Annotated in this window: 18 protein-coding genes; 11 read left to right on the top strand and 7 right to left on the bottom strand. The window is 36.5% G+C overall.

Annotated elements, in window-relative coordinates:
• Window positions 1-105: 105 nt before the first annotated feature.
• The 7 genes from BMX24_RS16425 to BMX24_RS16395 form a co-directional block, all read right to left on the bottom strand.
• Window positions 106-1,107, bottom strand: coding sequence for a glycosyltransferase family 2 protein (locus BMX24_RS16425; protein WP_089794618.1), 1,002 nt, complete (start codon window positions 1,105-1,107; stop codon window positions 106-108).
• A 3-nt stretch (window positions 1,108-1,110) separates the two neighbouring features.
• Window positions 1,111-2,181, bottom strand: a complete 1,071-nt coding sequence (locus tag BMX24_RS16420) for a formimidoylglutamase (protein ID WP_089794616.1) — start codon at window positions 2,179-2,181, stop codon at window positions 1,111-1,113.
• Window positions 2,182-2,401: 220 nt separating this feature from the next.
• Window positions 2,402-3,499, bottom strand: coding sequence for a glycoside hydrolase family protein (locus BMX24_RS16415; RefSeq protein WP_089794614.1), 1,098 nt, complete (start codon window positions 3,497-3,499; stop codon window positions 2,402-2,404).
• A 162-nt stretch (window positions 3,500-3,661) separates the two neighbouring features.
• On the bottom strand, window positions 3,662-6,223 hold the full coding sequence (gene topA, locus BMX24_RS16410) for a type I DNA topoisomerase (RefSeq protein WP_089794612.1): 2,562 nt from the start codon (window positions 6,221-6,223) through the stop codon (window positions 3,662-3,664).
• A gap of 256 nt (window positions 6,224-6,479) precedes the next feature.
• Window positions 6,480-9,962 (bottom strand): T9SS type A sorting domain-containing protein, encoded by a 3,483-nt coding sequence (locus BMX24_RS16405; protein ID WP_089794610.1) that lies wholly within the window; start codon window positions 9,960-9,962, stop codon window positions 6,480-6,482.
• 316 nt (window positions 9,963-10,278) lie between these two features.
• Window positions 10,279-11,418 (bottom strand): EpsG family protein, encoded by a 1,140-nt coding sequence (locus BMX24_RS16400; RefSeq protein ID WP_089794608.1) that lies wholly within the window; start codon window positions 11,416-11,418, stop codon window positions 10,279-10,281.
• Window positions 11,415-12,419 carry a glycosyltransferase family 39 protein gene (locus tag BMX24_RS16395; RefSeq protein ID WP_089794607.1) on the bottom strand — a complete coding sequence of 335 codons (1,005 nt, stop codon included), beginning with the start codon at window positions 12,417-12,419 and terminating at the stop codon, window positions 11,415-11,417. Before BMX24_RS16395 ends, BMX24_RS16400 begins: the two co-directional genes overlap by 4 nt.
• A gap of 195 nt (window positions 12,420-12,614) precedes the next feature.
• Between BMX24_RS16395 and BMX24_RS16390 the strand changes: the two genes are divergently transcribed.
• Genes BMX24_RS16390 through BMX24_RS16340 form a run of 11 tightly spaced genes read left to right on the top strand, consistent with a single transcriptional unit; the run spans window position 12,615 to window position 24,332 of the window.
• A complete protein-coding gene (locus BMX24_RS16390; RefSeq protein ID WP_089794605.1) occupies window positions 12,615-16,268 on the top strand; it encodes an MMPL family transporter in 3,654 nt (1,217 codons plus the stop codon).
• Between the two features lie 42 nt (window positions 16,269-16,310).
• On the top strand, window positions 16,311-17,225 hold the full coding sequence (locus BMX24_RS16385; protein ID WP_089794603.1) for a hypothetical protein: 915 nt from the start codon (window positions 16,311-16,313) through the stop codon (window positions 17,223-17,225).
• A gap of 1 nt (window position 17,226) precedes the next feature.
• Window positions 17,227-18,366 carry a dialkylresorcinol biosynthesis protein DarB gene (locus BMX24_RS16380; RefSeq protein WP_089794602.1) on the top strand — a complete coding sequence of 380 codons (1,140 nt, stop codon included), beginning with the start codon at window positions 17,227-17,229 and terminating at the stop codon, window positions 18,364-18,366.
• On the top strand, window positions 18,366-18,797 hold the full coding sequence (locus BMX24_RS16375; RefSeq protein WP_089794600.1) for a hotdog family protein: 432 nt from the start codon (window positions 18,366-18,368) through the stop codon (window positions 18,795-18,797). The genes BMX24_RS16380 and BMX24_RS16375 overlap by 1 nt, the downstream gene beginning before the upstream one ends.
• A gap of 38 nt (window positions 18,798-18,835) precedes the next feature.
• Complete coding sequence (locus tag BMX24_RS16370) at window positions 18,836-19,279, top strand: hotdog family protein (protein ID WP_089794598.1); 444 nt, start codon at window positions 18,836-18,838, stop codon at window positions 19,277-19,279.
• Window positions 19,280-19,285: 6 nt separating this feature from the next.
• Window positions 19,286-19,690: a flexirubin biosynthesis protein DarG gene (locus tag BMX24_RS16365; protein ID WP_089794596.1), complete on the top strand. Its 405-nt coding sequence runs from the start codon at window positions 19,286-19,288 to the stop codon at window positions 19,688-19,690.
• A gap of 59 nt (window positions 19,691-19,749) precedes the next feature.
• On the top strand, window positions 19,750-20,745 hold the full coding sequence (locus tag BMX24_RS16360; protein WP_089794594.1) for a BtrH-related acyltransferase DarH: 996 nt from the start codon (window positions 19,750-19,752) through the stop codon (window positions 20,743-20,745).
• Between the two features lies 1 nt (window position 20,746).
• Window positions 20,747-21,505 (top strand): ABC transporter ATP-binding protein, encoded by a 759-nt coding sequence (locus tag BMX24_RS16355; protein WP_089794592.1) that lies wholly within the window; start codon window positions 20,747-20,749, stop codon window positions 21,503-21,505.
• The gene (locus tag BMX24_RS16350; RefSeq protein ID WP_089794590.1) at window positions 21,492-22,763 is read left to right on the top strand and encodes an ABC transporter permease; all 1,272 of its coding nucleotides are present in this window, start codon (window positions 21,492-21,494) and stop codon (window positions 22,761-22,763) included. Before BMX24_RS16355 ends, BMX24_RS16350 begins: the two co-directional genes overlap by 14 nt.
• Entirely contained in the window at window positions 22,753-23,178 is a 426-nt protein-coding gene (locus BMX24_RS16345) for an acyl-CoA thioesterase (protein WP_089794588.1), read from the top strand. Before BMX24_RS16350 ends, BMX24_RS16345 begins: the two co-directional genes overlap by 11 nt.
• Complete coding sequence (locus tag BMX24_RS16340) at window positions 23,178-24,332, top strand: beta-ketoacyl synthase N-terminal-like domain-containing protein (protein ID WP_089794586.1); 1,155 nt, start codon at window positions 23,178-23,180, stop codon at window positions 24,330-24,332. Before BMX24_RS16345 ends, BMX24_RS16340 begins: the two co-directional genes overlap by 1 nt.

Raw genomic sequence — 24,332 nt, 5'->3', positions numbered from 1 at the left:
TTTCTATTCAAGTACTTTTTATGATTCACTAAAGAAGGCTGTAAACCTTGTAAAAAACCTGACTTCACGTCCGCAATACTGAAACAATAGTACTTACATTTGTGTCTAAATTAATTTTCTTATCAATTTTTTCTGCCCCGCAAAAAATAACAGATAAAATATCTTTTTTTTCAGAGGCAAAGATAACAGATAATTTTTATCAAAACGACTATACTTTAATATATCTTTAATTTTTATGTCTCTTTCTTTCATGAAAAGCTTCAATTTATGAGACATTTCGTAAAAAGTTTCTGCATCTTTCACAAAAGCCAAATATGCTAAAAAAGAATAAACTCCCTCAAAAATCTGAAAATTTTTAAGTTCTTCCCTTTTTTTTGAGTATTGAGACGTTTTAAAAACCTGTTCTACATCTTCTACAGCCTTTAAAATATCAAGACCTCTTTCTGTATGGGTTTTCGTAATAGAATCCGTCCTTTCAAGGTATTGATAATGGAAATTCTGGGTCTGAGCCAGCACTTTACACTCCAATAAAAGCTGCGGAATCAATTGAATATCTTCAAAATGAGCCCCTTTTTTGAACCTTTTTTCATGAAAAAGTTCTTTTTTAAAAAGTTTGTTACAGGCAAAATAACTCAAATCAGAAAAAACAGAAAAATTCTTTTCAAGGTCAATTTTTTCCGGCATATTCGGAATTTGCGTCAGTCGTTGAGTAATATTTCCGTTTTGATCAACTTTTTGAATATTACAGATCACCATTTTTGCCTGATGTTTTTCTGCAAGGGTTATCATTTCTTCAAACATCGTCGATGTTACATAATCATCGCTGTCTACAAAACCAAGATAATCTCCTGTCGCTCTGTCAATTCCAAAATTGCGGGCATCGCTTAATCCTCCATTTTCTTTACTAAAAGGCTTAATTTTTTCAGGATATTTTTGAGCATATTCTTGGATAATCTGCTCAGAATTGTCTTTACTTCCATCATTCACCACCAGTATTTCGATATTCTGATGGGTTTGGTTGATCAGAGAATCGAGGCATTTTGCCAGATAATTCTCTACATTATAAACGGGAACAATGATGGAAACTTTTGAGGGAACGTTTGTCATACATTAAATTTTCGTCAGTCGTGCATTCAGCCAGCCTTTTTTGGCTTCGTCAAAATCTTTCCTTGAGCAGGGAATACAATTTTCTATGTTTTCATCCTCCCCGAAATACCACAGATTACTGAAAGTATCACGCTTAAAAGCATATTGCCTGTCGTCAACAAGCACATAAAATACCTCGTATTGTCTTTCTTTCGGGTGAGATTTCTGGATATTAATTCCTTCTATCAGATACCAGATCATTTGTGCGAGAAGCTGGTGATTCAATTGATTTTCGGAGTAAATATTATAATTAAAAATCCCAACCGATTTCAGATTTTCGCTTAATCCGATTTCTTTCATATAAGCACAGATTTCTCTTCTGTTGAGCCCATTTACCTGTGGATTCATCGAAAAAGGTTCACTGAAACTTTCAATCGCATCACAATTTACCGTCACCAAATCTGCTTTTCTGAAAAAAGGTTCTGTTTTTTCCGTAGAATTCATCATTTCGGCCAGACGGATAATGTCAAACTCCACTTCTTTAATTAATCTTACGGAATCAACTTCATTTAAATGTTTCTGATACCCTAAATGATGATAATTTTTAATTGAAAAATTCTTTGCTCCGAAAATTTTACTTAAAAAAGTATGTTCATTAATAATTTCCCCTTGTTTAAGGGAAATAATATTGCTGATCTGGGTATAATTGATATTTTTTGTGTGAAAATTCAACGCAGAAAAAAGGGAAAAAGCAAAGTCATTCGAACCGCCGATAATCACCGGAATCGCTCTTTTGTAATGACAGGCCGACAGCACTTCCTGCAGAATATAATGAGAATCCTGAACCGATTTTCCTGAAACCAAATCTCCCAGATCCACGATCGGGATTTCAAAATCCAGTTGTGAAAGTTTGTAAAATTCTTTTCTGATTCCCGTAAAATCCTGCACCTCCGCATCGCCATTCGCTCCTCTGTAATCCGACACGAAAAGGAGAACAATGCTGTCTTCTTTTATATCTTTCGTGATCCGGTTTCCGATCTGCCAGGTTTCAGTTTTGAAATTTCTTGGTGAAATGATAAAATCTTCAAAATTCATAAATTACAATGTAGTAGCTAGCTCTTTCCGAGTTCGAAGCCCTGAAAAGCTTTAGGTTTAAAAAACATTTTCACAAACATACAAAAAACCTCATCAAGTTGACATCTTATGATATTTTTTGTTAATAAAAAAACCATCAACAAATTGTTAACGGCTTCCCGACTTTGTCAAAGTTTAAATCTTTGACAAAGTTTTTGTACATAAATTTTTAGCTTTTAAATTAATCCCAATCTCCTTTACCATTTACAATCTCAAAAACAAAAGTCGTAGAAGTTTCAAAAACTCCACCCTGAGTCGCTCCGAATAAAAACTTAGGCGTTTTTCCGTCTTTATCCAACAAAAGCATCGGGCGTTCCAGTCTTCCAAATCGGTTCAGATGTTTGGGCGGAGTCGGTTCGGTGATATAATGTTTCATATTAAGATATGCGATTTCCGGCTTTGTCCATTGCTGTCCGTCTTTTGTAGTCAGATGCAGCCCGTATTCATGATTAAAAAATCCCATATCTCTTGCTATCATGTGAAATTTTCCATGTTGTTTCCATACAAAAGCATCTTCCAGCTGTGCATTGTTGGGCAATGATGAAAAATCAATCACAGGATTTTCAGAGACTTTTACGTAAGGGCCTGAAGGAGAATCGGCCTTTGCCAATCCGTATTTCCGGTTTCCGCGAACGGGTCCTTTTTGAGTTTCGTATTCGTGAGTATTCCATGATTTATAAAACAACCAATATTTGCCATCGTTTCCTTTTACAAAAGCCGGATTTGTCGTGCAATGATCGTCCCACGAACCTTCTTTTCCCGGAAGAAGCAAAGGTTGATCGGGTCTTGTCCATTTACCATTGAGGTTTTTTGAAGTGGCTAATCCGATCCTTTTGGTATTTGTTTTCCCATTAGAATTTCCCATGAAGAATAAATAATATTGATCTTCCACTTTTTTGATCAAAGGGTTGTGGCAGGTCGTTGCATCCCAAAAACCTTCACCTCTCGGTGCAAGAATAACTTGTTTATGCTCAAATTTATCAAATGGAGAATCTGCTTCGGCACGGCAAATTTCAGAGCCGTTGAGCCATCCACCCATTCCTTTTTCTTTTTTCCATCGGGAATAAAAAAGATGAACTTTCCCGTCTTCACCCCAGATCGGTGAGCTGCACCAGATATAGTAACCCTCTAAAGAAAATTGTCTTCCGATAGGTTTTAAATTAAAATATGGCTTGTCATCCGAATCTAATAAACTTGTAAATGATGATCCCAAAACCACTGCCGCGATTCCCAAGGCTGAAGTTTGTAGAAATTCTTTACGCGTGAAAGTTTTTTCCATTGCATTTATTTGAAAGCTAATTTAATACAAGTCTGCAAACAGAGTGTCCCGTACTTTGGGGTAAATAAATAACCCTTCCAGGGTTTTAAACCCTGGAAGGGTTGTGGGGAAAAATAATTTTATACTAAAAAAGCACGGATTCGTGATCCATGCTTTTACAATTTATTTCTTTTTCGCAACTGTTTTTTTCGCAGTTGTGGTTTTCTTTGTTGTGGCCGCTTTCTTTGCCGCAGGCTTCTTTTTCTCTGCAAAAGCATTTTTGTCCTGATCGGTGATCCATTTTTTCACCTCATCCAAAGAAACTTCTTTCAATTCTTCTCCGTCATATTTGGTGTCATCAGCCTTTTTCGGGATTTTGAACATCGCTTTTCCGAATTTGATGAAAGGCCCCCATCTTCCGTTTTCAATGGAAATTTTTTCTTTTTCCCATTGCTGAATGTATCTGTTGGCTTCTTTTTCCAGCTTGGCATCAATCAATTCGTTGATGTCGCTTTGAGAAAGATTTTCAAAATTATATCTTTTCGGAACGTTTACGAAAATATCTTTATACTTAATAAAAGGACCAAATCTTCCTGTTCCTTTCGTTACAGGCTCACCTTTGTACGTTGCAATCGGAGCGTCTGCAATTTTCTTTTCATTAATAATTTCTTCCGCTCTTTTCTGATCTACGGAAAGAGGATCTTCCCCTTTCGGAATACTGATAAATGTCTCGCCCCACTTCACATAAGGTCCGAATCTACCGACACCCACAGAAACCGGCTGTCCGTCAACCTGACTCAGGTCAAAAGGAAGTTTAAATAATTCAAGTGCTTCTTCAAGAGAGATCGTGGCAATATTCTGACCTGACATTAATGAAGCAAAAACCGGTTTTTCCTCATCATCAGTCTCCCCGATCTGGATCATGGCTCCAAATCTTCCGATTCTGGCATGAACATTTTTACCTGTTTTCGGATCGATACCTAAAAGCCTGTCACCTGTCGCTCTATCTGCATTTTCTTCTACATCTGCAATTCTTGGGTGGAATTTTGAGTAGAAATCCGTCATCATCTGTTTCCATTTCTGGTCACCGCTTGCAATTTCGTCGAAGCTTTCTTCTACCCTTGCCGTAAAACCGTAATCTAAGATTTCCTTGAAATTATCTGTTAAGAAATCATTTACCACTTCACCGATGTCCGTCGGAATGAATTTATTTTTATCCCCACCGAATTTTTCGTCAAGGACTTCTTTTTTGATTTTATCTTTTGTTAAAGACATTTTAACCACTTCACGAGTTTGCGGTTCAATCTCACGTTTATCCACGTACTCACGGTTTTGGATGGTCTGAATGGTCGGTGCATATGTCGATGGACGACCGATTCCCAATTCTTCAAGCTTCCTTACCAATCCGGCTTCCGTATATCTTGCACTTGGTCTTGTGAATTTTTCAGTTGCAGTGATTTTTTTATAGTCTAAAACTTCACCCACACTTACTTTTGGAAGTAATTTATCGTTGTTTTCTTCATCGTCTTCTTCGGTTTTAACGATTCCGTACGCTTTTAAGAAACCATCAAAAATGATAACTTCCCCCTGTGCTTCGAAGTTTTGCGGTAATTTCGGGTTACCTATTTCAATAACTGTTTTCTCTATTTTGGCATTAGCCATCTGAGAAGCCAGCGTTCTTCTGTAAATTAATTGATATAATTTATTTAATTGAGAATCTCCGATGCTTTTTACTCCAAAATCAGTCGGACGGATTGCTTCGTGAGCTTCCTGTGCAGATGCAGATTTTGTGGTATAATTTCTTGGTGAAGAATATTCTGCGCCGTATTCACCGACAATTTGTCTTTTTGCACCTTCAATAGCTTCCTGAGAAAGGTTTACCGAGTCTGTTCTCATATAGGTAATGTGCCCTTCTTCATATAAAGTCTGCGCCAGACGCATGGTAGTCGTAACATTATATCCTAATCTTGAAGAAGCTTCCTGCTGCAATGTAGATGTTGTAAAAGGAGCCGAGGCAGATCGTGTTCCCGGTCTTGTCTCAACATTCAGAACTTTGAATTCTGTTGATTTTGCTAATTCTAAGAATTTTTCTGCATCTTCTTCTTTTTCGAAATCTTTTTTAAGCTTGGCAGCAATTTCCTGCTCGGTTTTATTTAAGAAAATCCCGTCTAGTTTGAAACTTGCTTTTGGAACAAACTCACGGATTTCTTTTTCTTTTTCAACAATTAATCTTACTGCAACCGACTGTACTCTTCCTGCGGATAATCCCGGTTTTACTTTTTTCCATAGTACCGGAGACATTTCGAAACCTACGATTCTGTCCAATAATCTTCTCGCTTGTTGAGCGTTTACCAAATTTTGGTCGATATCTCTCGGGTTTTCGATTGATTTTAGAATGGCATTTTTAGTAATCTCATGAAAAACAATTCTCTTTCTGTTTTCCGGTTTTAGTTTTAGTTCTTCCGCCAAGTGCCATGCAATAGCCTCTCCCTCGCGGTCTTCATCGGAAGCCAGCCAAACCATTTCGGCTTTTTTCACGGCAGCTTTCAATTCTGTTACCAATTTCTTTTTGTCTGCGGAAACCTCGTAATCCGGACTGAATGTGGCAAGATCAATTCCCATTCCTTTTTTAGGCAGATCCCGGATATGTCCGAAGCTGGATTTTACCTCGAAATCCTTCCCTAAATATTTCTGAATAGTTTTTGCTTTTGCCGGTGATTCGACGATTACTAAATTTTTCGACATTCTAAAAATTTTTTGCAAAAGTAAAGTTTTTTTATTAGATAGGTTTTGTAATATCTTGTATTTTGATAAATCGGGCTGTTTTACAAGTAAAAATAGACGAGTGCATCACTCGCTGAAAGCCTTTATTAATAGAAAGATGAAGTTTATTTACAATTAAATCATAGATATTATCTTCAGTTAAAATAGATTTAATTTAAATTTCATAAAAAAAAGGGCAAAATGTTATTCATCTTACCCCTTTTACTATTAATTGATTTTATTCTTTAATAATTTTTACAATTTCTTTTGAAGAATTTATTCTTACAAGATACGTTCCTGATATCAATGAAGAGACATTGGTCTTGCCATCTTCAAACTTACCGGATTGTACAAGCTGACCAGACATGCTGTAAATCTGATAGTAATATCCGTTGTTGTTATTCGGAGCATTGATATGAAGCTCGTCTTTCACCGGAATAGGGAAAAGAGAAATTTTCGTATCTTTTACAATGACTTCAACTTCGCTTTTATTTAAAATTTCGCTTGATATTGCAGCCGGTAAAGAAGTGATCTGAAGTTTCGGAATCACACCTTCTTCGTTTCCGTTGGCATCATATTTTATTTTCACGCAACGGCAGCTCATTCCGAAATAAGGGTCATTATTATCATGGAAGGCGATCATTCTGTTGGCACTGGAAGCTGCATCAAACAAGACATTAATAGGTCTTCCGATATAATTCGTGTTCAGAGCGGCTGTCCAGATTCCGGGATACTGTAAATTGATGAAATTGTAAGTTCCCACCGGCGTCTGATTGATCATTACACTCCTGAATCCCCTTGAACCCGAGTTCGGGTAATTTCCTACATTGTAAGAAGGATTGTTAAAAATATATCCTATTGTATAGCTATAGGTCGCGCTTCTTCTTACTCTCTGCCCCAGATAATCATTAATAATGCTATATGAGGTTGCTACGTTTTTATCTTTTTTGTACCAAGGTGTCAATCCAAAATCTTTACCGGATGTAATAGCTACCCCAGAAAGATCCGGAATTCTCCATCCGCCCGGGCAAGGATCAAAAGGAGATTTTTCGCCTCCTCTTCCCCATCTGTCGGGCGCCAAATTCGGTTCGTTGGCCAGCCAGTCTGTTCCGTTGGTATAGGCCGGAATCGCACTGTTGTACGGAGCAAATGTACTCGGAATCATATATACCAAAGGATTTCTCACAGAGTAAGACAACACTTTTGTAATTTTATCGGAAACTTTATCCGTAGCTAAAACGTTGGCATTTGTTGAATTCGCATAGGTATTATAAGGAACAATATAACTTCCTGCCAGATCATTATACGTTGCACCGGTAAGAGTCGTATATACAACGCTTCCACTTGCTGTAACACTGCCCAGATAAATCGGATAGGAGGTTCTATCATCTGCATGCTGGAAAATCGGGATCGGATCTTTTCTTCCCCATTGGTAATGCATTCCTGTAGAAGCCTTAATTTTTGCCAGTTCGGCTGCAGTAGGCGTAAGCGGATTTGCCACCGCAGGGAATGCATCTGTAGCTCCCAGGTTTCTATCCATAAATTCTGTCTGGAAAATATTGTCTGCTTTATTTACATAATTCACATAATTGGTTACCGATGCCTCCGGAAGTTCAGTCGTGTAATTTTTTGTACCGATTGCGGTATCAGTTACCCAAATATGCCAAGACCAGTAAATTGGGTTTGTAATACTTCCATTATGCAGGGTAATAACTGCATTACCGCTTTGATTAGGATTAACTGTAACCGTAATTCTTGAATTATTAATATCTGCCAAAGAACTCGGAGACGGATTAACCATCGCTATTTTATTAATTAAATTGGTATTTGTAGTCCACAGAACATTTGCTTTAAGATCATTAAAACTTGTTGTATTTAAAATACTCTTATTATTCAAAAGCTGGCTTTGTACAGAAAATGCCTTACTTACGGGAATATCAATATTGAATGCTGATGTTGTTTTTACGGCCTGATAAGTATTTGGATTGCTGAGTCCTTCACGATATTCTGTTTCCGGAACCAAGTATTCTGTAGGGAAATCATAGCTGTCTACTACATACAAAGGATCTTTGACGCATCTGCAGGCATTCACATCTGATGTAGTATTAGAACCTAAAGGAAAATACCAATATCTTCCCTGTACATTCGGAAGGCTGGGATCCGGGATGTCTGGCTGCCCCTTATCAGGAATCATAAATAAAGATCTTGCTAAAACTGCCGGAGTAGCATCAAAATGTTTAGCCATTGTTGCTGTCCATAACACGGTATGGTGCTGATCGGTATACTGACCCTGATGTGCATTAAAGGAAATCGTTCCCGTTCCAGGAAAAACACCCATATTCATTCCGCCGACGTTGGAAAGATCATACCCGAAATTGGGATATAATCTGAAACCCGTCATAAAAGAAGGGACTCCTGCATCAGTAGGTTTTATTTTATGATAATTATTGGCTTCAAACGTATTTTTCCCCATATTCGTTCTTACGCCGAAAGGAGAATAATCGATTCTTACATCATCCACATAAGTAGACGAAGCCAGGTTGGCAACCAAAACAGAAGGCATTCTCCAGCCATTCGGACAAGGGTCATAGGAAGATTTGCTTCTGTAAGGCTGTGCTGAAGCATCTGCATTATAGTTTGTACTAATTTTTCCCTGAGAATTATCCGACCAAAGATTAAGCTCCGTCAATTGGCTGTCATTGAGCCCCGTCATTTTTCCGAACCAGTTTACCATCAAGTTGGCATTATTGTTATAATAAGCTATCCCTGAATTGTCATCTTTATTTACGTAAATAAGACTTAACGGATTTTGGACCGCAAGTCTAATATTATTGGTAACATTTGCATTTGAAAGCAAAACAAATTTTCTGAGATTATCAAAACTGGTTGCTCCGGTAAAGTTTTTTGCTCCTCTATGTCTTACTCTGCCGATGGAACCTGTAACTTCATAAAAATCATTTCCTTTATACACCAGCGGCGGAATCGGGTCTTTCCTTCCCCACTGGTAAAGGAGGCCCCCGTTTTTGATCCATTCATCGGCTGTGATGGAGCTTCCTACGGCACCCAGATTTCTGTCCATCCAACCCCAATCGGAATCGGGAATTGTTTCGGTGATACCGTCTGCTCTTTGTCTTTTTACATTCGGATAACTTTTATATTTTGATCCGTTGGAAGGATCATCCGTCACCCAGACATGCCAAGACCAATAGATCTGCCCGTCTACCCTGAAAGCAATCACTGCGTTTCCTTTTTTTGCTTTGTTGACGGGAACTCTGATTTTAGCAGACTGTCCACTATCAAGAACCTCAAGAGAATACGCCGGTCCCGATTTTATAAGACCGTGAACATCCTCCCATAAAACATCGGCGGTAATTTTCCCGTTGGGAATTGCCCTACCTCCAATATATTTGTCCTGCTCCCACATAGCATATGCTTTTCTTACCGGAATGTAGATACCATCGCTATTCTGGACGGGATCGAAAATATAGCTGTTGGGTGCTTTTGTCCAATCCGGAAGAAGACTTGTTGTAAAGTTTTTATTAATACTTTGTCTTCTATCTGCACCTCCTGAGTTTTTAATTAAAGAATCCGATCTCATTACATAAGAAAGGTCTTTTACAAGAGATTTGACTTCACTGTCTCTAAATCCCGTGTGAGCGTAGATTCCACTCGTGACTAGGCAACATAAGAGTGCCACTAAATTGTTAATTGACTTTTTCATATCCTTGATTTTGTGTCATACTTCAAGTACAACATTTAAGCCTTCGTTAATAAATATCAATTTATTTTATAAATAATGATAAAATAACCACGATACATTATAAATAAAATAAATTTCTTAAATTATATGTAACAAAACTACATTTCCCAACTTGCGCTTTGCGAAATTACAGGATTTTTTAGAATATTTTTATGTTTAAAGTCAATTTAAAATAAAATTAATAAGGAAAAATTATATAGATAATTTAAATAATGCTATAACCAAAAAAAAAGACAGCATGTAAATACTGTCTTTATTAATATTTTTTTAACTAAAATTAAGGTAGGATGTGATTTTTATAAAGGTCTATAGTAAACCTTCCTCCGATAATATTTCTGAAACTTGCAAATACCACAAAATTGAAAATCACCAATGCAATAATAAAACTGTAGATCATCTTTTTTGTATTGCTGGAGACCACATACATCACATTCGGAATGATAACATAAGAGAACCCGATAAATGCTCCCGCCATCCTCGAAGAAAACACCGGGTTATTCCTGAATATAAAGTACATACAGATTCCCATGACGGCATAGACTCTGTGATATTCGTAATAGGGGTATTTTTCCACCATTTTTTTATCAAAAACAAATAAGAAGAAGGTGAGAATAGCCATCATGGCTTCCGGAATCCCGAATCCACCGTTCAATCGCTCTGCAGTCTCCTCTACATATCCGTTGAAACCTTCCACAAGCATACTGTCTGACGCCACATTACTCAGAAAATCCCCAAAAACACGATAGATTTCAAAGGGTGAAGCAATGATTGATCCGATGATCAGGATCAGCATCCAAGTCCTGTTCAAAGGAACACGAACGAGCCAGTACATCGGTAAAAATATATAACAGACATTGTGGATTCCGGATGCTATAAAGACCCAAAACAGGTAATGCCAGAGTTTCCGTTCTTTGATATACCGTATGGCGAAGTAGATGATAAAAGTTCCTAAATTCTGCCGTATCTGCCCACTTTCCCCGATAAAAAAGTTCGGGATAAACATAAACAGCGTAAAAGTAAACGGATAAAAAGTATTGTCTTCTGTATATTCAATTTTAAAAGTAATGGCAAGAATAGCAATCACCAGTGTCAGAATATAAAACGGAGCATTGAAAACATTAAGCAGGATTTTATTGATCAATGCATAAAGCCACTCAATTTCTACATTTTCAGAACCTTCAATATGAAGCGCTTTTCGGATGATACTCATATATTCTTTAGTATCAGAATAAATATAGATCCCACGATAACTTCCGTAATCCGGTCCCACATTATCACGAAGCCCTACAAGAATTATTAAATAAATTCCTAAAAACCAAAACCACTTTTTATCAACCTTCTTTCCAAAAACTTCCTGGACGCTGAAAAAAAGCATATAAACAATTGCTATTATGTAATAAGGGTGTAATAAACTCATTGTTTAGTGTTTTTAAACTGGTGACTCGCCATAATGATTCCTGTAAGAATAAGAGGTAAAAAAAGTCTCACTTCCCAGAAAAGCCCCACCAAAGTAATCATGGCAAGATAAGGCAATGAAAAGAATAAATATTTTTTAAAAACCGTTCTGCTTTCTTCATTCACACAAAGTTTATAAATAAAATAAAGCACGATAACCGCAAAAAGCAGCCCCGCAAGATTGAACGGACTGGAAAAATTTTTACTTATGTAAATACCTTCCACAAAAGTGGTATGCTCGTGATTCATCACTGCTCTCAGACCCAGATAGGGTACCAGAAAAGCAATAACCAGAGGAATTACCTTCCAGATAAACTGATAATTTCCTTCCTTTAATTCTTTCACACTGAATAAAACCGCTGCAAAAAAAGCAATATTAATACAAGCCGTTTCCCTCACCAAAGTTGATAAAGCGATCAGCACGATTAATATAAAATAATACCCATTTTTATTCGTATGAATATATTTCAATGTAAGTAAAACCCCGATCAGGTAACAGCATAAAGCGATTGTATCACAATTGGTAGGTGCATATTGGGTAATAACAATAAAGAAAACACACAAAAGATGAATAATTCTTCTGACATTAATATTCAAAAGAAAATCCACTGTCTTAAATTTTAATATCGTATTGATAACCAGCGAACAAATAACAAGAAAAAAACTGTTCATCAAAAAAAGTCCGTGGTAGAACGGCGTTCCGTTTTTAGAAAGAAAATCCCTAAACCCGGAAAGATGATTATTAATCAGATATTCCATAAGATCTGTCATCTGCACACTGAGATAATTCGGAATCACCCTGTAAGAATACACAGAGGTAAATAAAAAAGAAGGTGGTCTGTCTGAAGTTTTCAGTCTCGTATAAGAAGATTCAAATCCATAATAAGACATGGCAAACAACAGAAGCGGAAGTATTATTACAAATAAAAATCCGTTTATTTTTTCATCAAATATTTTAAACATATCAAAATCTAAGTTTCTTTTACTTAGGTCATTTTTGCTTTAAAATGTATTTCATCAATTGGGAACTTTTGCAAAAGTATAAGTTTTTTTCATTTCACCTAGAATATTTTATTGATTTTCAGTGAAAACTTATTTGTTAAAACTTTTTGAACTAATTATGAAAAAATTAAATTTGCAGACCTGATTTATAATGCAATGCATCGCTTCTTTATATTTTTATATTATCTGATCGCCAAAAACAAGCTTCTTTCTGTATTTTTTGCAGTAGGCATTGCTGTTTTGTGTGTTTTTTTTGCTTCTAAAATTAATTTTGAGGAAGACATCAACCAGATTATTCCTAAAAACGAAAAATCTGATCTCACGGCAAAAGTTCTGAAACAGCTTAATTTTTCGGATAAAATCATTGTCATCATCGAAAATAAATCTAAAGAAGACAATTTTCAGCTATCCGAAACGGCAGATACTTTTTTAGGCAAAATAAAACCTTTACAAAAATACATCGGTTCGATTCAGGGAAAGGTAAATGATAATGAAATTTCGGAAACCTTCGATTTTGTGAATCAAAACCTTCCTTTATTTTTAAATGAAAACGATTATAAAGAAATTGAAAGAAAACTTCAGAGAGACAGTATTGCCAAACAGGTAGAAAATAATTATGTTTCATTGGTTTCGCCAACGAGCCTTGTTACGAAAGAATTCATTAAAAAAGATCCGCTCGGAATTACTTTTTTAGGCATCAAAAAACTGAACGCACTTAATATCAGTAAAGATTTCAAGCTGGAAGACAGCTATATCGTTACGAAAGACGGCAAAAACCTCCTTCTTTTCATAGATCCGAAGAATAAAAGCAACGATACCAAAAACAATGAAGCTTTTGTTAATCAATTAAATGAAATAAAAGACAACCTCAACAAACAATTCAAAGGAAAAACGGAGATCAGCTATTTCGGTTCGCCGGTAATTGCGGTGGCCAATGCCCAACAGATCAAGAAAGACATTCAGAATACGGTGATGATTTCTATGACGGTGCTTCTGATTTTACTGATTTATTATTTCAGGAACATCTTTACGCCGATTATTGTTTTTCTGCCGACAGTTTTTTCTGTTTTGCTGGCTTTGCTGATTTTATATTTTATTAAAGATAAAATTTCCGCCATTTCTTTAAGTGTAGGAGCCATTCTTATCGGTATCACCATCGATTATGCCCTACATATTCTTACGCATTACAAGCACAATAATAATATTGAGGAACTCTACAAAGAAATTACACAACCTATTATTTTAAGTAGTGCAACGACCGCAGTTTCGTTTTTATGCCTGGTTTTTGTCCGTTCTGAGGCATTGAAAGATCTGGGACTTTTTGCAGCGATCACAGTCATTTTATCCTCAATTACAGCATTGATTATTGTACCTCAATTATACAAACCAAAGCAGAAAGAATCCGGGCTCAATACCAATTTTATTGATAAAATCGGTTCTTATCCGTACGAAAAAAACAAACCTTTGATTATTGTTTGCTCCATTATCATTGTTGCCTGTCTTTTCGGTTTCAGGCATGTGGGTTTTAATGAAGATATTGGTGACTTAAATTATATTCCTAAAGATTTAAAAATCAGTGAGGCAAAACTTCAGAAGCTTTCAGACATCACTTCAAAGTCCATTTACACGATTTCTTACGGAGACTCGGAAGAACAGGCATTGGCAAGAAATTCCCAATTAAGCCGGTTTTTAGAAAAAGAAAAAAAGGAAGGTAAAATTTTAAGCTATAATTCTCTTGGAAATGTTGTGTTGTCAGAAAAAGATCAACAAAAGAAAATTGAAGAATGGAAAAAATTCTGGGATGCCAACAGAAAAAACCAGACCATTGCGGAACTCGTGGATAATGGAAATAAATTTGGTTTCAACAGCTCCGCCTTTGACCAGTTTAATGAAAATTTAAATAAAAACTATTCTGTTTTAAGCTTAAAAGACTACGAAAAAGTAAAAGCCTTGCAGATTTCTGAGTTTTTAAGTCAGGAAAATGGTTTCTACACAGTCTCAAATGTCGTAAAAGTAGACGATAAAAAAAGAGATGCCTTCATCAAAGATGTTGAGAAAAAACATAATGCGATCGCCATCGACCGCCAACAGATGAACGAAAACTTTTTAGGTTTATTGAAAAGAGACTTTAATACTTTAATTAATTATTCTCTTCTGGCGATTATTTTAACGATCATCGTATTTTTCCGAAATTTTGAATTGACCGTTCTCACCATGTTCCCGATTGTTCTAACGGGGGTCGCGACAGCAGGAATCTTGTATTTTTTAGGCCTAGAACTTAATATTTTCAGTACGGTGGTTTGTACTTTGGTTTTTGGAGTCGGCGATGATTTCAGTATTTTCCTTACGAAAGCCATGCAGAAGGAACACACGACAGGAAAAAATGAACTTCCAACTTATAGAATTTCTATTATCCTGGCAGTTTTCACTACTATTTTATCGATCGGATCTTTGATTTTTGCGAAACATCCGGCGTTACATTCTTTGGCTTTGGTAGCCTTGATCGGGATGTTTTCCGTGATTATCATTACTTCGACATTATATCCGTTCTGGTTCAGATTATTAATTACGAACAGGGCAAAAAAAGGACTTTCTCCGATTACTTTCAGGCTGTTTTTACATTCTGTACTTTCTTTTCTATATTATGGATTGGGAGGATTATTTTTCTCTTTTATCGGTGTCGTTTTTGTAAAAAATTCTAAAGGGAAGACTTTAGAGTTTATTAAATTAATTATGGCTCGTTTTTTAACTTCTGTGCTATTTACGAATCCATTTGTAAAGAAGAAGGTCATTAAAAATACGAAAGAAGATTTCAGCAGACCGGCTGTGATTATTGCCAATCACACCTCTTTTCTAGATACATTGGCGATTGCGATGACAACGCATAAAATCGTTTATCTGGTAAACGACTGGGTGTATGAGTCGCCGATTTTCGGGAGAATGGTGAGAGCGCTGGGCTTTTATCCGGTTTCCCAAGGCATCGAAAACGGAATGGAAAAATTAAAGGAAAAAGTAGATCAGGGATATTCTCTGGTGGTTTTCCCGGAAGCAGAGCGTTCTTACTCCAACGATGTCAAGAGATTTCATAAAGGTGCTTTTTATCTTGCGGAACAGTTCGGGCTAGACATTGTACCGCTTTACATTCATGGGAATTCTGAAGTGCTTCCGAAAGGAGATTTTATTATCTATGATGGTGCGATTACGGTAAAAGTGGGTGACAGAATTAAAAAAGAGGATCTGAGCTTTGGCAAAAATTATTCGGAAAGAACGAAGAAGGTTAATGCATATTTCAGAGAAAAATTTGCAGAATTAAGAAATGAGCTGGAAGATGAAAATTATTTCAAGAAAAAGCTATTTTTAAGTTTTTTATACAAGGATACCGAAGTTGTACAGGAAGTGAAGAAAGATTTTAATCAAAACAAATCCGTTTACCACGAATTGAATAAACATATTCCGAAAGATTCTAATATTTTGCATATTGCAGATGATTTTGGACAAAAGGATATTTTACTAACACTTCAGCAAGCAGGTAGAAAAATTTTCACAATCATTAAAGATGAAGAAAAAAGAGAAATTGCAAAACAGAATTATATTGTAAAAAGAAGAAAGATCAGTTATATAAAAGATACCACAGAAATCAATAAACCGATTGATATTCTTTTGGTTTCCGATGAGCACTTCAACATCGGTGAAGTGGCTGTACTTCCGGAAACTATCATTTTTGTCAACTGCAAAAACACAATTTTTGAAAATATGAATTATGAATTAAAATCCAGTTCAGAATCATTAAAAATATTTAGAACTCGATAATAAATATGAAAAGCATATTTTTGTAAACGCTAAAAAATATTAATGAAAAAAAATATACTAGTTATATATTATTCACAAACGGGTCAGCTGGAAGACATTGTGAAAAATGTAGCCAGGCCTTTTGAAGCAAAAAAGGAAGAATATGACGTTACATATTACAATATAAAACTGAAGGAAGACTTTGCATTTCCTTGGTCGAGTGACGTTTTTTTTAACACCTTCCCGGAATCTTATCTTCAGATTCCCAGTGAAATTCTTCCACCGCCGGAAGAGGTTTTGAATAAAAAATTTGATCTTATCTTATTTGGGTATCAGGTTTGGTATTTAACGCCGTCTATCCCGGTTATTTCGTTTTTGAAAAGCGGTTATGCCGAGGGTATTTTAAAAGATACACCCGTAGTTACAATTTCAGGAACAAGGAATATGTGGATGCTTTCACAGGAAAAATTAAAGGTATATTTAAGAGATCTTAAAGCAAAGTTGGTAGGAAATATCGCTTTGGTAGACAGACACGACAATTATACAAGTGTACTTACGATCCTTCGCTGGATGACGACCGGACAAAAAGAAAAATCCGGGATGCTTCCTGCAGCAGGAGTTTCGGATGAAGAAATTGCCGGCTCGATAAAATATGGAGCGATTATTGAAAAACACTTATCAGGAAATACTTTGGAAAACCTACAACCCGAGCTGGTAAAAAACGGAGCCATCGAGATCCGTGCATTCCTGGTACGGGTAGAAAAAGTAGGAAACAAGATTTTCACTGTTTGGTCGAATCTTATCATGAAGAAAAAAGAGAAGCGCCCTTTGCTGATCAAATTCTTTAAGGTATATTTGATGGCAGCGATATGGATTATATCACCCGTAGTTTTGGTTTTACACCTGCTGACTACACCCATTTTTTGGTTTAAAAGAAAAAAACAAAGAGAATATTTACAAGGAATTAATTTAAAATAGAATGAACGACGTATTTATAACAAAAGCATCAACATACCTGCCCAATGAACCGGTTTCTAATGATGAAATGGAAACGTATCTTGGTTATATAAACGACGCTCCTTCAAAGGCTAAAGCTCTCATTTTAAGAAACAACAAAATTACGACGAGATATTATGCTTTAGACAAAGAAGGAAATCCCACTCATACCAATGCTCAGATTGCAGCCCAAGCTGTAGAGGGTCTTTTTGATGACAAATTCAAAAGAGAAGATATGGAACTGCTTTCCGTGGGAACTTCTTCTCCGGATCAGATCCAGCCTTCGCATGCTTCAATGGTTCACGGCGAGCTTAATGTCGAAAAACCTTTAGCCATCAACACCGCAACAGGGCTTTGCAACTCCGGGATGAATGCCCTGAACTATGGCTTCCTCTCCGTAAAGGCAGGCGTACATAAAAATGCTGTCTGTGTCGGTTCTGAAAGAATGTCTGCATGGATGACAGCCGACAAATTCAATCACGAAGCGGAAAATCTTATTTTGTTGGAAGAAAGGCCTATTATCGCATTCAAAAGAGAATTTTTGAGATGGATGCTTTCTGACGGAGCCGGAGCTTTTTTATTGGAAGATAAGCCAAGAGAAAATGAAGTTTCTTTAAAAATAGAATTTATTGATTTTTATTCTTACGCTCACGAGATCGAAGCCTGTATGTATTCCGGCTGCGAAAAACAGGAAAACGGAAGCTTAAAATCATGGGCAGATTACCCTTCAGATGAATGGTTGAAGCAATCAATTTTTGCATTAAAACAAGACACAAAACTTCTTGACCAATATATTTTAGTAAAAGGAGCAGAAAGTTTAAGATCTTCTTTCGACAAGCACAATCTTGATCCTGAGACAGTTGACCACGTTTTGGCACATATCTCTTCAGGATATTTTAAAGAAGGTTTAAAGAATGAATTTGCGAACGTAGGATTGGATTTCCCTTGGGAAAAATGGTTTTACAACCTTTCTGAAGTAGGAAATATTGGTGCAGGATCAATCTTTATCGCGTTGGAACAACTGATGAATTCAGGAAGATTGAAAAAAGGAGAAAAAGTGCTTCTTTGCGTTCCTGAAAGTGGAAGATTTGCTTATTCTTGTGCATTGCTAACTGTTTGCTAATGGAAAACAAACTGCCAACCTCCAATCAGAATTTTGTTGAAAGCCTGATTCCGCAGAGATTTCCCTTTGTAATGGTAAGCAGCATTGCAGAATATTCTGAAAATCATCTGATCTCAGGATTTGAAATAAAAAAGGAAAATCTCTTTACTCACGACGGAATTTTTCAGGCTTCAGGTTTAATCGAGCATCAGGCTCAAAGTGTGGCTTTACACACCGGCTACAAGTTTTACTTGCTGGGAAAACAAGCTCCGACAGGATATATTGGCGCCATTAAATCTTTTCAAACCGAAGCTTTGCCAAAAGTGGGAGATATTTTGAAAACTGAAGTTAAAATTCTGAGTGAAATAATGGGAGTAACATTGGTAGATGCCATTACCAAGCTGAATGATGAGGTTATTGCAAGCTCTCAAATGAAAACTGTGGTAAAGTAATAATTGAATATCTGTATTAATTCAGAAAACAAAATATAATGGAAATCAAGGAAGACAATATCATCAATATACATAATTTTCTCCCGCACCGCGAGCCGATGCTGATGGCAGACTATATTCTGGAACTGACCAAAGAAAAAGTTGTAACTTCCTTTGAAATTTTAGAAGATAATATTTTTGTTCACAATAATGAATTTGTGGAAGCCGGACTTATTGAAAATCTGGCCCAGACATGTTCATCAATTGTAGGACAAAGCTTCTTCGAAAACCCGGAAACGGAAACAAAAGTGATTGGTTTCATTACGAATATCAAGAAAATTGAAGTTTTTACGTTGCCGAAAGTCGGTGACAAGATTATTTCAAAGGCCTCACTGATTTCACAGTTTGAAAACATCTGCAATATCTTTTGTGAGGCTTTTAATAATGATGAATTATTAATCCGGGCTGAAATTAATTTGTTTATTCAAGAAGTAAAACACTGATCTCCAATGAAAAAACAAGATCTTCCTCAAGACGAAAGCAACCTGAAATCGGCCAACATGACTGAAGTTTTGTATGTGACTGATGAAAACGATAATTATACAACAGCCAACAGTATCGGCTGGGAGGCTAAAAAAGCAGCGTTGGACGAATCGATGGAGTTGATAACCGAAAGAATAGAAGAAGCAAAACAAAATGTTGCCAGCAATAAAGTAAGTCCGATTATTTATTTCATGGAACTAAATAAAATGGATCTTCAGGTTCTTGCAGCCTACGTTGGGATGTGGCAGTGGCGCGTAAAAAGGCATGCAAAACCAAAAATATTTAAAACACTAAGCGAATCCGTCCTGAAAAAATATGCCGATGCTTTCGGAATTTCAGTGGATGAATTGAAAAATTTCACCGGAAAATAAGTAACTAACCCTTTCAGAGTTTAAAACTCTGAAAGGGTTAATAAGATAACAAGCTATAAATGAAACTTAATTTTGAACACCATCAGACCGCCCATTGCGAAAACGGTGTCGCCTCTAATTTACTATTAAACAAAGGTTTAAAACTCAGCGAACCTATGATTTTCGGGATCGGTTCCGGATTATTCTTTGTGTATTTACCTTTTTTAAAAGTGAATTTCGCTCCCGGTTTTAGTTACCGACCGATGCCCGGAGCTATTTTCAGCAAAGCGGCAAAAAGACTGGGAATTAAAATTAAAAGAATAAAATTTTCAAATCCCCAGGAAGCTCAAAAAGCTTTAGAGAAAAACCTGGAAAATAATATCCCTACCGGACTTCAGGTTGGGGTTTTCAATCTTACTTATTTTCCTGAAGAATATAAATTCCACTTCAACGCCCACAATCTGGTGGTTTACGGAAAAGAAAACGGAAGATTTTTAATCAGTGATCCGGTGATGGACTATACCACTTCTCTTTCCGAAGCAGAACTGGAAAAAGTGAGATACGCCAAAGGAGCACTTCCCCCAAAAGGCCATATGTACTATCCCACCTACATCCCTGAAGATGTCAACCTGGAAGAAGCGATAAAAAAAGGCATCAGAGACACCTGTAAAAACATGCTCGCACCTGTTCCTCTGATTGGCGTAAAGGCCATAAGATGGGTCGCGAAAAGCATTCCGAAATGGGCCGAGAAAAAAGGAACAAAAGTGACCAATCATTATCTCGGGCAACTGATCAGAATGCAGGAAGAAATTGGCACCGGCGGTGGCGGTTTCAGATTTATTTACGGTGCATTTTTGCAGGAAGCCGCAGTGATTCTCAAAAATGACCAGCTTAAAGAGCTTTCCAAAGAAATTACAGCCATCGGCGACCTTTGGAGAGATTTTGCCGTGGATATTGCAAGAGTATACAAAAACAGAAACTCGAAAAGCGACATCTATAATAATCTTTCAAAGTCTATGCTTCATATTGCTGATCTGGAAGAAGCTTTTTATAAAAAACTGAGAAAAGCGATCTGATATGGCGGAGAATATTATTGAAATTAAAAATTTATACAAAAAATATAAAAATGCAGAAGAATTTTCTGTAAACGATATTTCGTTGAATATTGAGAAAAACGAAATCTACGGAATTCTCGGCCCCAATGGAGCCGGAAAAACAACCCTGATTTCCATGCTTTCGGGATTAATAAAACCGACTTCGGGAAATTTTAAAATCAACGGATTATCACCTCAAAAAGAGGGTTTTAAATTAAGACAAATCATCGGAATCGTTCCGCAGGAATACGCATTATACCCGACTTTGACGGCCAGAGAAAATCTAATGTTCTTCGGTAGTCTTTACGGTTTAAGCCATAAAAAATTACGCAATACCATCGATGAATCTCTGGAAATCATGGGTTTATCAAAATTTGCAGATAAAAAAGTGGAACAATTCTCAGGAGGGATGAAGCGCCGCTGCAATCTTATCGCGGGAACCCTTCACAATCCTAAAGTTCTGTTTCTCGATGAACCGACGGTCGGTGTAGATGTTCAGTCTAAAAAAGCAATTATTGATTATCTTTTGGATTTAAATAAAAAAGGAACGTGTATCATTTATACATCTCACCACCTCTCTGAGGCAGAGGAGTTCTGTACAAAAATTGCCATTATTGATCATGGGAAAATCCATGCTGTCGGAACCCCCGAAGAATTGGTGAACAGAGTTGCGAGCGCTGAGAATTTAGAAGATGTTTTCATTTCATTAACCGGAAAAGAATTAAGAGATGTTGTTGTATAAATTGTGGAGAAGTTTCGTTAAAGAAATCCTTTTGCTGAAAAGAGATATCGGAGGAATCGTGATTATTTTCGTGATGCCTTTATTGCTGATTGTCACGATCACATTGATTCAGGATTCTACATTTAAAAATCTGGAAGGATCTAAAATCCCGATTATTTTCATTGATAAAGATAAATCTGAAGTATCAAAAAGCATTAAAAAAGAACTGGAAAACAGCAAAACATTCCAACTTTTGACTAATTATAATGAAAAATCGGCTCAGAATGCGGTTTTTTCAGGAGATTATCAGCTTGCAATCGTGATTCCGGAAAATTTAACGAAAGATTTAAATTCAAATATCGATTCTAAAGTTCAGACCATCGTCAGTTCATTCGGACTGGAAACAGATTCTGCTTCTGCTAAAAAGAATGTTCAGATAAAAGCCAAAGATATTCATCTGTATTTTGACCCGGCAACCAATGCCGGATTTAAAAATTCTGTGATGAATTCTGTAAATAAAATGGTTTTTGAGATCGAAAATAAAAAGATTTACAAAGCTTTCCAGGATCAGCTGGGAACGACAGAAAACCTTGAAGAAAATAAAAGTTTAATCAGCTTTAAAGAAATCACCCCGAAAAAAGGAGCTTCGGAAGTCATTCCGAATTCTGTTCAGCACAACGTTCCGGCGTGGGCGTTGTTTGCGATTTTCTTTATTGTGGTACCTTTATCTATCAATTTAGTTAAAGAAAAAAGTCAGGGAACAAGTGTGAGGGTCAGAGTGAGTCCGACTCCCTATTTTATTCATATTTTAGGAAAAACATTTACTTATCTTATCATCTGTATTATTCAGTTTTTACTGATGGTTGCAGTAGGAATTTACCTTTTTCCTTATATGGATTTACCACAATTTGATGTTACCGGAAAAATGTTTCATTTAATTATTGTCACCATTTTTGCAGGATTGGCAGCAATCGGATTTGGGGTTTTGCTAGGCACTGTTGCCGATACTCAGGAACAGTCTGCACCGTTTGGCGCAACTTCTGTGGTGGTTTTGGCAGCCATTGGAGGAATCTGGGTTCCTGTATTTCTAATGCCGGAGTTTATGCAGTCTATTGCTAAATTCTCACCTATGAATTGGGGATTAAATGCCTATTACGACATCATCCTCAGAAACAGCGGAATCGGCGGAATTGCCAAAGAATTAGGCTTCCTGTTTTTATTTTACATAGCAATGGTCACTATTTCATTATTTTACGAAAGAAAACAAAATGCAGTCTAAAGAAAACATATTAAGTTGTACGGAAGAAATCCGCGTAAGGTTCAACGAGACAGATCCGTTGGGAATTGTTTGGCATGGACATTACATCGTGTATTTCGAGGATGGCAGAGAAGCTTTCGGAAGACAGCACGGTTTGACTTATCTGGACATTCAGAAAGCGGGATTTGTAACACCGATTGTAAAAAGTACGTGTGAACATTTTCTTCCCTTAAAATATGGAGAAACGTTTAAAATCGTGACCACTTTTGTCAATTCCACTTCAGCGAAATTAATTTACCGATACGAGCTTTTTAACGAAGAAAATAAATTGGTGTGTTCTGGAGAAACCATTCAGGTTTTTCTGGATTCCGACAATAATTTATGTTTGTATAACCCTGAATTTTTTCAGGCCTGGAAAGATAAAATGGGATTATAATGAGGAAGGAAGTTTATATTACAGATTACAACTGCGTCACGCCTTTGGGTTTTGATGTTTCTTCAAACTGGAATGCCCTTTTAGATGGAAAATCGGGCGTAGCTTTACATAAAATTATAGAAAATCAGGAGCCTTTTTATGCTTCCATGATTGATTCTGAAAAGCTGGAAGAAGAATTTCAAAAAAAATTCGACAATCAAGATTTCACAAGGCTTGAAAAAATGTTTTTGTTAAGTTTAAAGCCTTTGGTCGCAAGACATTCTATTTCAGATGAAACAGCTTTTATTTTATCGACCACAAAAGGAAACATCAGTTTATTAAAAAACCAGACAGCTTTACCAGAGGGTGTTTTTCTTTCAAATTTAGCTCAAAAATTAGCTGATTTTTTTGGATTTAAAACAAAACCTATTGTCGTTTCCAATGCCTGTGTTTCGGGAGTAATGGCGATTGCTGTGGCGAAAAATATGATTCAGGCAGGAAAATATAAAGATGCCGTTGTTGTTGCTGGAGATGAAATTTCTGAGTTTGTGATTTCAGGCTTCAATTCTTTTCAGGCAATCGGAACGGAAATCTGTAGACCTTACGACAAAAACCGTGATGGAATCAATATTGGTGAAGCAACAGCGGCTGTTTATATGACAAGTCGTTGCGAGGAACGAAGTGACGAAATAACCTCAAACGAAAAATTTAGTTTTAAAATTTTAGGAGACTCAGCTATCAATGATGCCAATCATATTTCCGGGCCATCAAGAACCGGTGACGGATTGTTTGCAAGCATCAAAAATGCGATGACAGAAGCCAATGTTTCCGCAGGAAAAATAGATTTTATTTCTGCACACGGAACAGCGACAATATATAACGACGAAATGGAAGCCATCGCTTTCAACAGAATGGAATTGCAAAATGTTCCATTAAACAGTATGAAAGGCTATTACGGCCACTGTTTGGGAGCATCAGGCTTATTAGAAAGCATCATTTCTATGGAATCTGCTTTAAAAAATACTCTGATTCCTTCTAAAAACTTTAAAGAGACGGGCACTTCCCAACCTTTGAACATTATAAAAGAAAATCAGCCTGCAGAAATCAAATATATTTTGAAAACGGCTTCTGGTTTTGGCGGGTGTAATGCGGCGATTGTTTTAGAAAAATGTTAA

This window comes from Chryseobacterium wanjuense (assembly GCF_900111495.1).
Classification (GTDB): domain Bacteria; phylum Bacteroidota; class Bacteroidia; order Flavobacteriales; family Weeksellaceae; genus Chryseobacterium; species Chryseobacterium wanjuense.
The sequence above is the reverse complement of the archived record's forward strand: the minus strand, read 5'-3'. Positions and strand labels throughout refer to the sequence as shown.

What these genes read in the sequence shown, in the direction of transcription:
- BMX24_RS16380 (WP_089794602.1), top strand. Translation starts at nt 17,227, where the DNA reads ATGAACGACGTATTTATAACAAAAGCATCAACATACCTGCCCAATGAA.
- BMX24_RS16375 (WP_089794600.1), top strand. Translation starts at nt 18,366, where the DNA reads ATGGAAAACAAACTGCCAACCTCCAATCAGAATTTTGTTGAAAGCCTG.
- BMX24_RS16425 (WP_089794618.1), bottom strand. Translation starts at nt 1,107, where the DNA reads ATGACAAACGTTCCCTCAAAAGTTTCCATCATTGTTCCCGTTTATAAT.
- topA (WP_089794612.1), bottom strand. Translation starts at nt 6,223, where the DNA reads ATGTCGAAAAATTTAGTAATCGTCGAATCACCGGCAAAAGCAAAAACT.
- BMX24_RS16385 (WP_089794603.1), top strand. Translation starts at nt 16,311, where the DNA reads ATGAAAAAAAATATACTAGTTATATATTATTCACAAACGGGTCAGCTG.
- BMX24_RS16350 (WP_089794590.1), top strand. Translation starts at nt 21,492, where the DNA reads ATGTTGTTGTATAAATTGTGGAGAAGTTTCGTTAAAGAAATCCTTTTG.
- BMX24_RS16390 (WP_089794605.1), top strand. Translation starts at nt 12,615, where the DNA reads ATGCATCGCTTCTTTATATTTTTATATTATCTGATCGCCAAAAACAAG.
- BMX24_RS16405 (WP_089794610.1), bottom strand. Translation starts at nt 9,962, where the DNA reads ATGAAAAAGTCAATTAACAATTTAGTGGCACTCTTATGTTGCCTAGTC.
- BMX24_RS16420 (WP_089794616.1), bottom strand. Translation starts at nt 2,181, where the DNA reads ATGAATTTTGAAGATTTTATCATTTCACCAAGAAATTTCAAAACTGAA.
- BMX24_RS16340 (WP_089794586.1), top strand. Translation starts at nt 23,178, where the DNA reads ATGAGGAAGGAAGTTTATATTACAGATTACAACTGCGTCACGCCTTTG.
- BMX24_RS16355 (WP_089794592.1), top strand. Translation starts at nt 20,747, where the DNA reads ATGGCGGAGAATATTATTGAAATTAAAAATTTATACAAAAAATATAAA.
- BMX24_RS16415 (WP_089794614.1), bottom strand. Translation starts at nt 3,499, where the DNA reads ATGGAAAAAACTTTCACGCGTAAAGAATTTCTACAAACTTCAGCCTTG.
- BMX24_RS16360 (WP_089794594.1), top strand. Translation starts at nt 19,750, where the DNA reads ATGAAACTTAATTTTGAACACCATCAGACCGCCCATTGCGAAAACGGT.
- BMX24_RS16365 (WP_089794596.1), top strand. Translation starts at nt 19,286, where the DNA reads ATGAAAAAACAAGATCTTCCTCAAGACGAAAGCAACCTGAAATCGGCC.
- BMX24_RS16345 (WP_089794588.1), top strand. Translation starts at nt 22,753, where the DNA reads ATGCAGTCTAAAGAAAACATATTAAGTTGTACGGAAGAAATCCGCGTA.
- BMX24_RS16370 (WP_089794598.1), top strand. Translation starts at nt 18,836, where the DNA reads ATGGAAATCAAGGAAGACAATATCATCAATATACATAATTTTCTCCCG.
- BMX24_RS16400 (WP_089794608.1), bottom strand. Translation starts at nt 11,418, where the DNA reads ATGAGTTTATTACACCCTTATTACATAATAGCAATTGTTTATATGCTT.
- BMX24_RS16395 (WP_089794607.1), bottom strand. Translation starts at nt 12,419, where the DNA reads ATGTTTAAAATATTTGATGAAAAAATAAACGGATTTTTATTTGTAATA.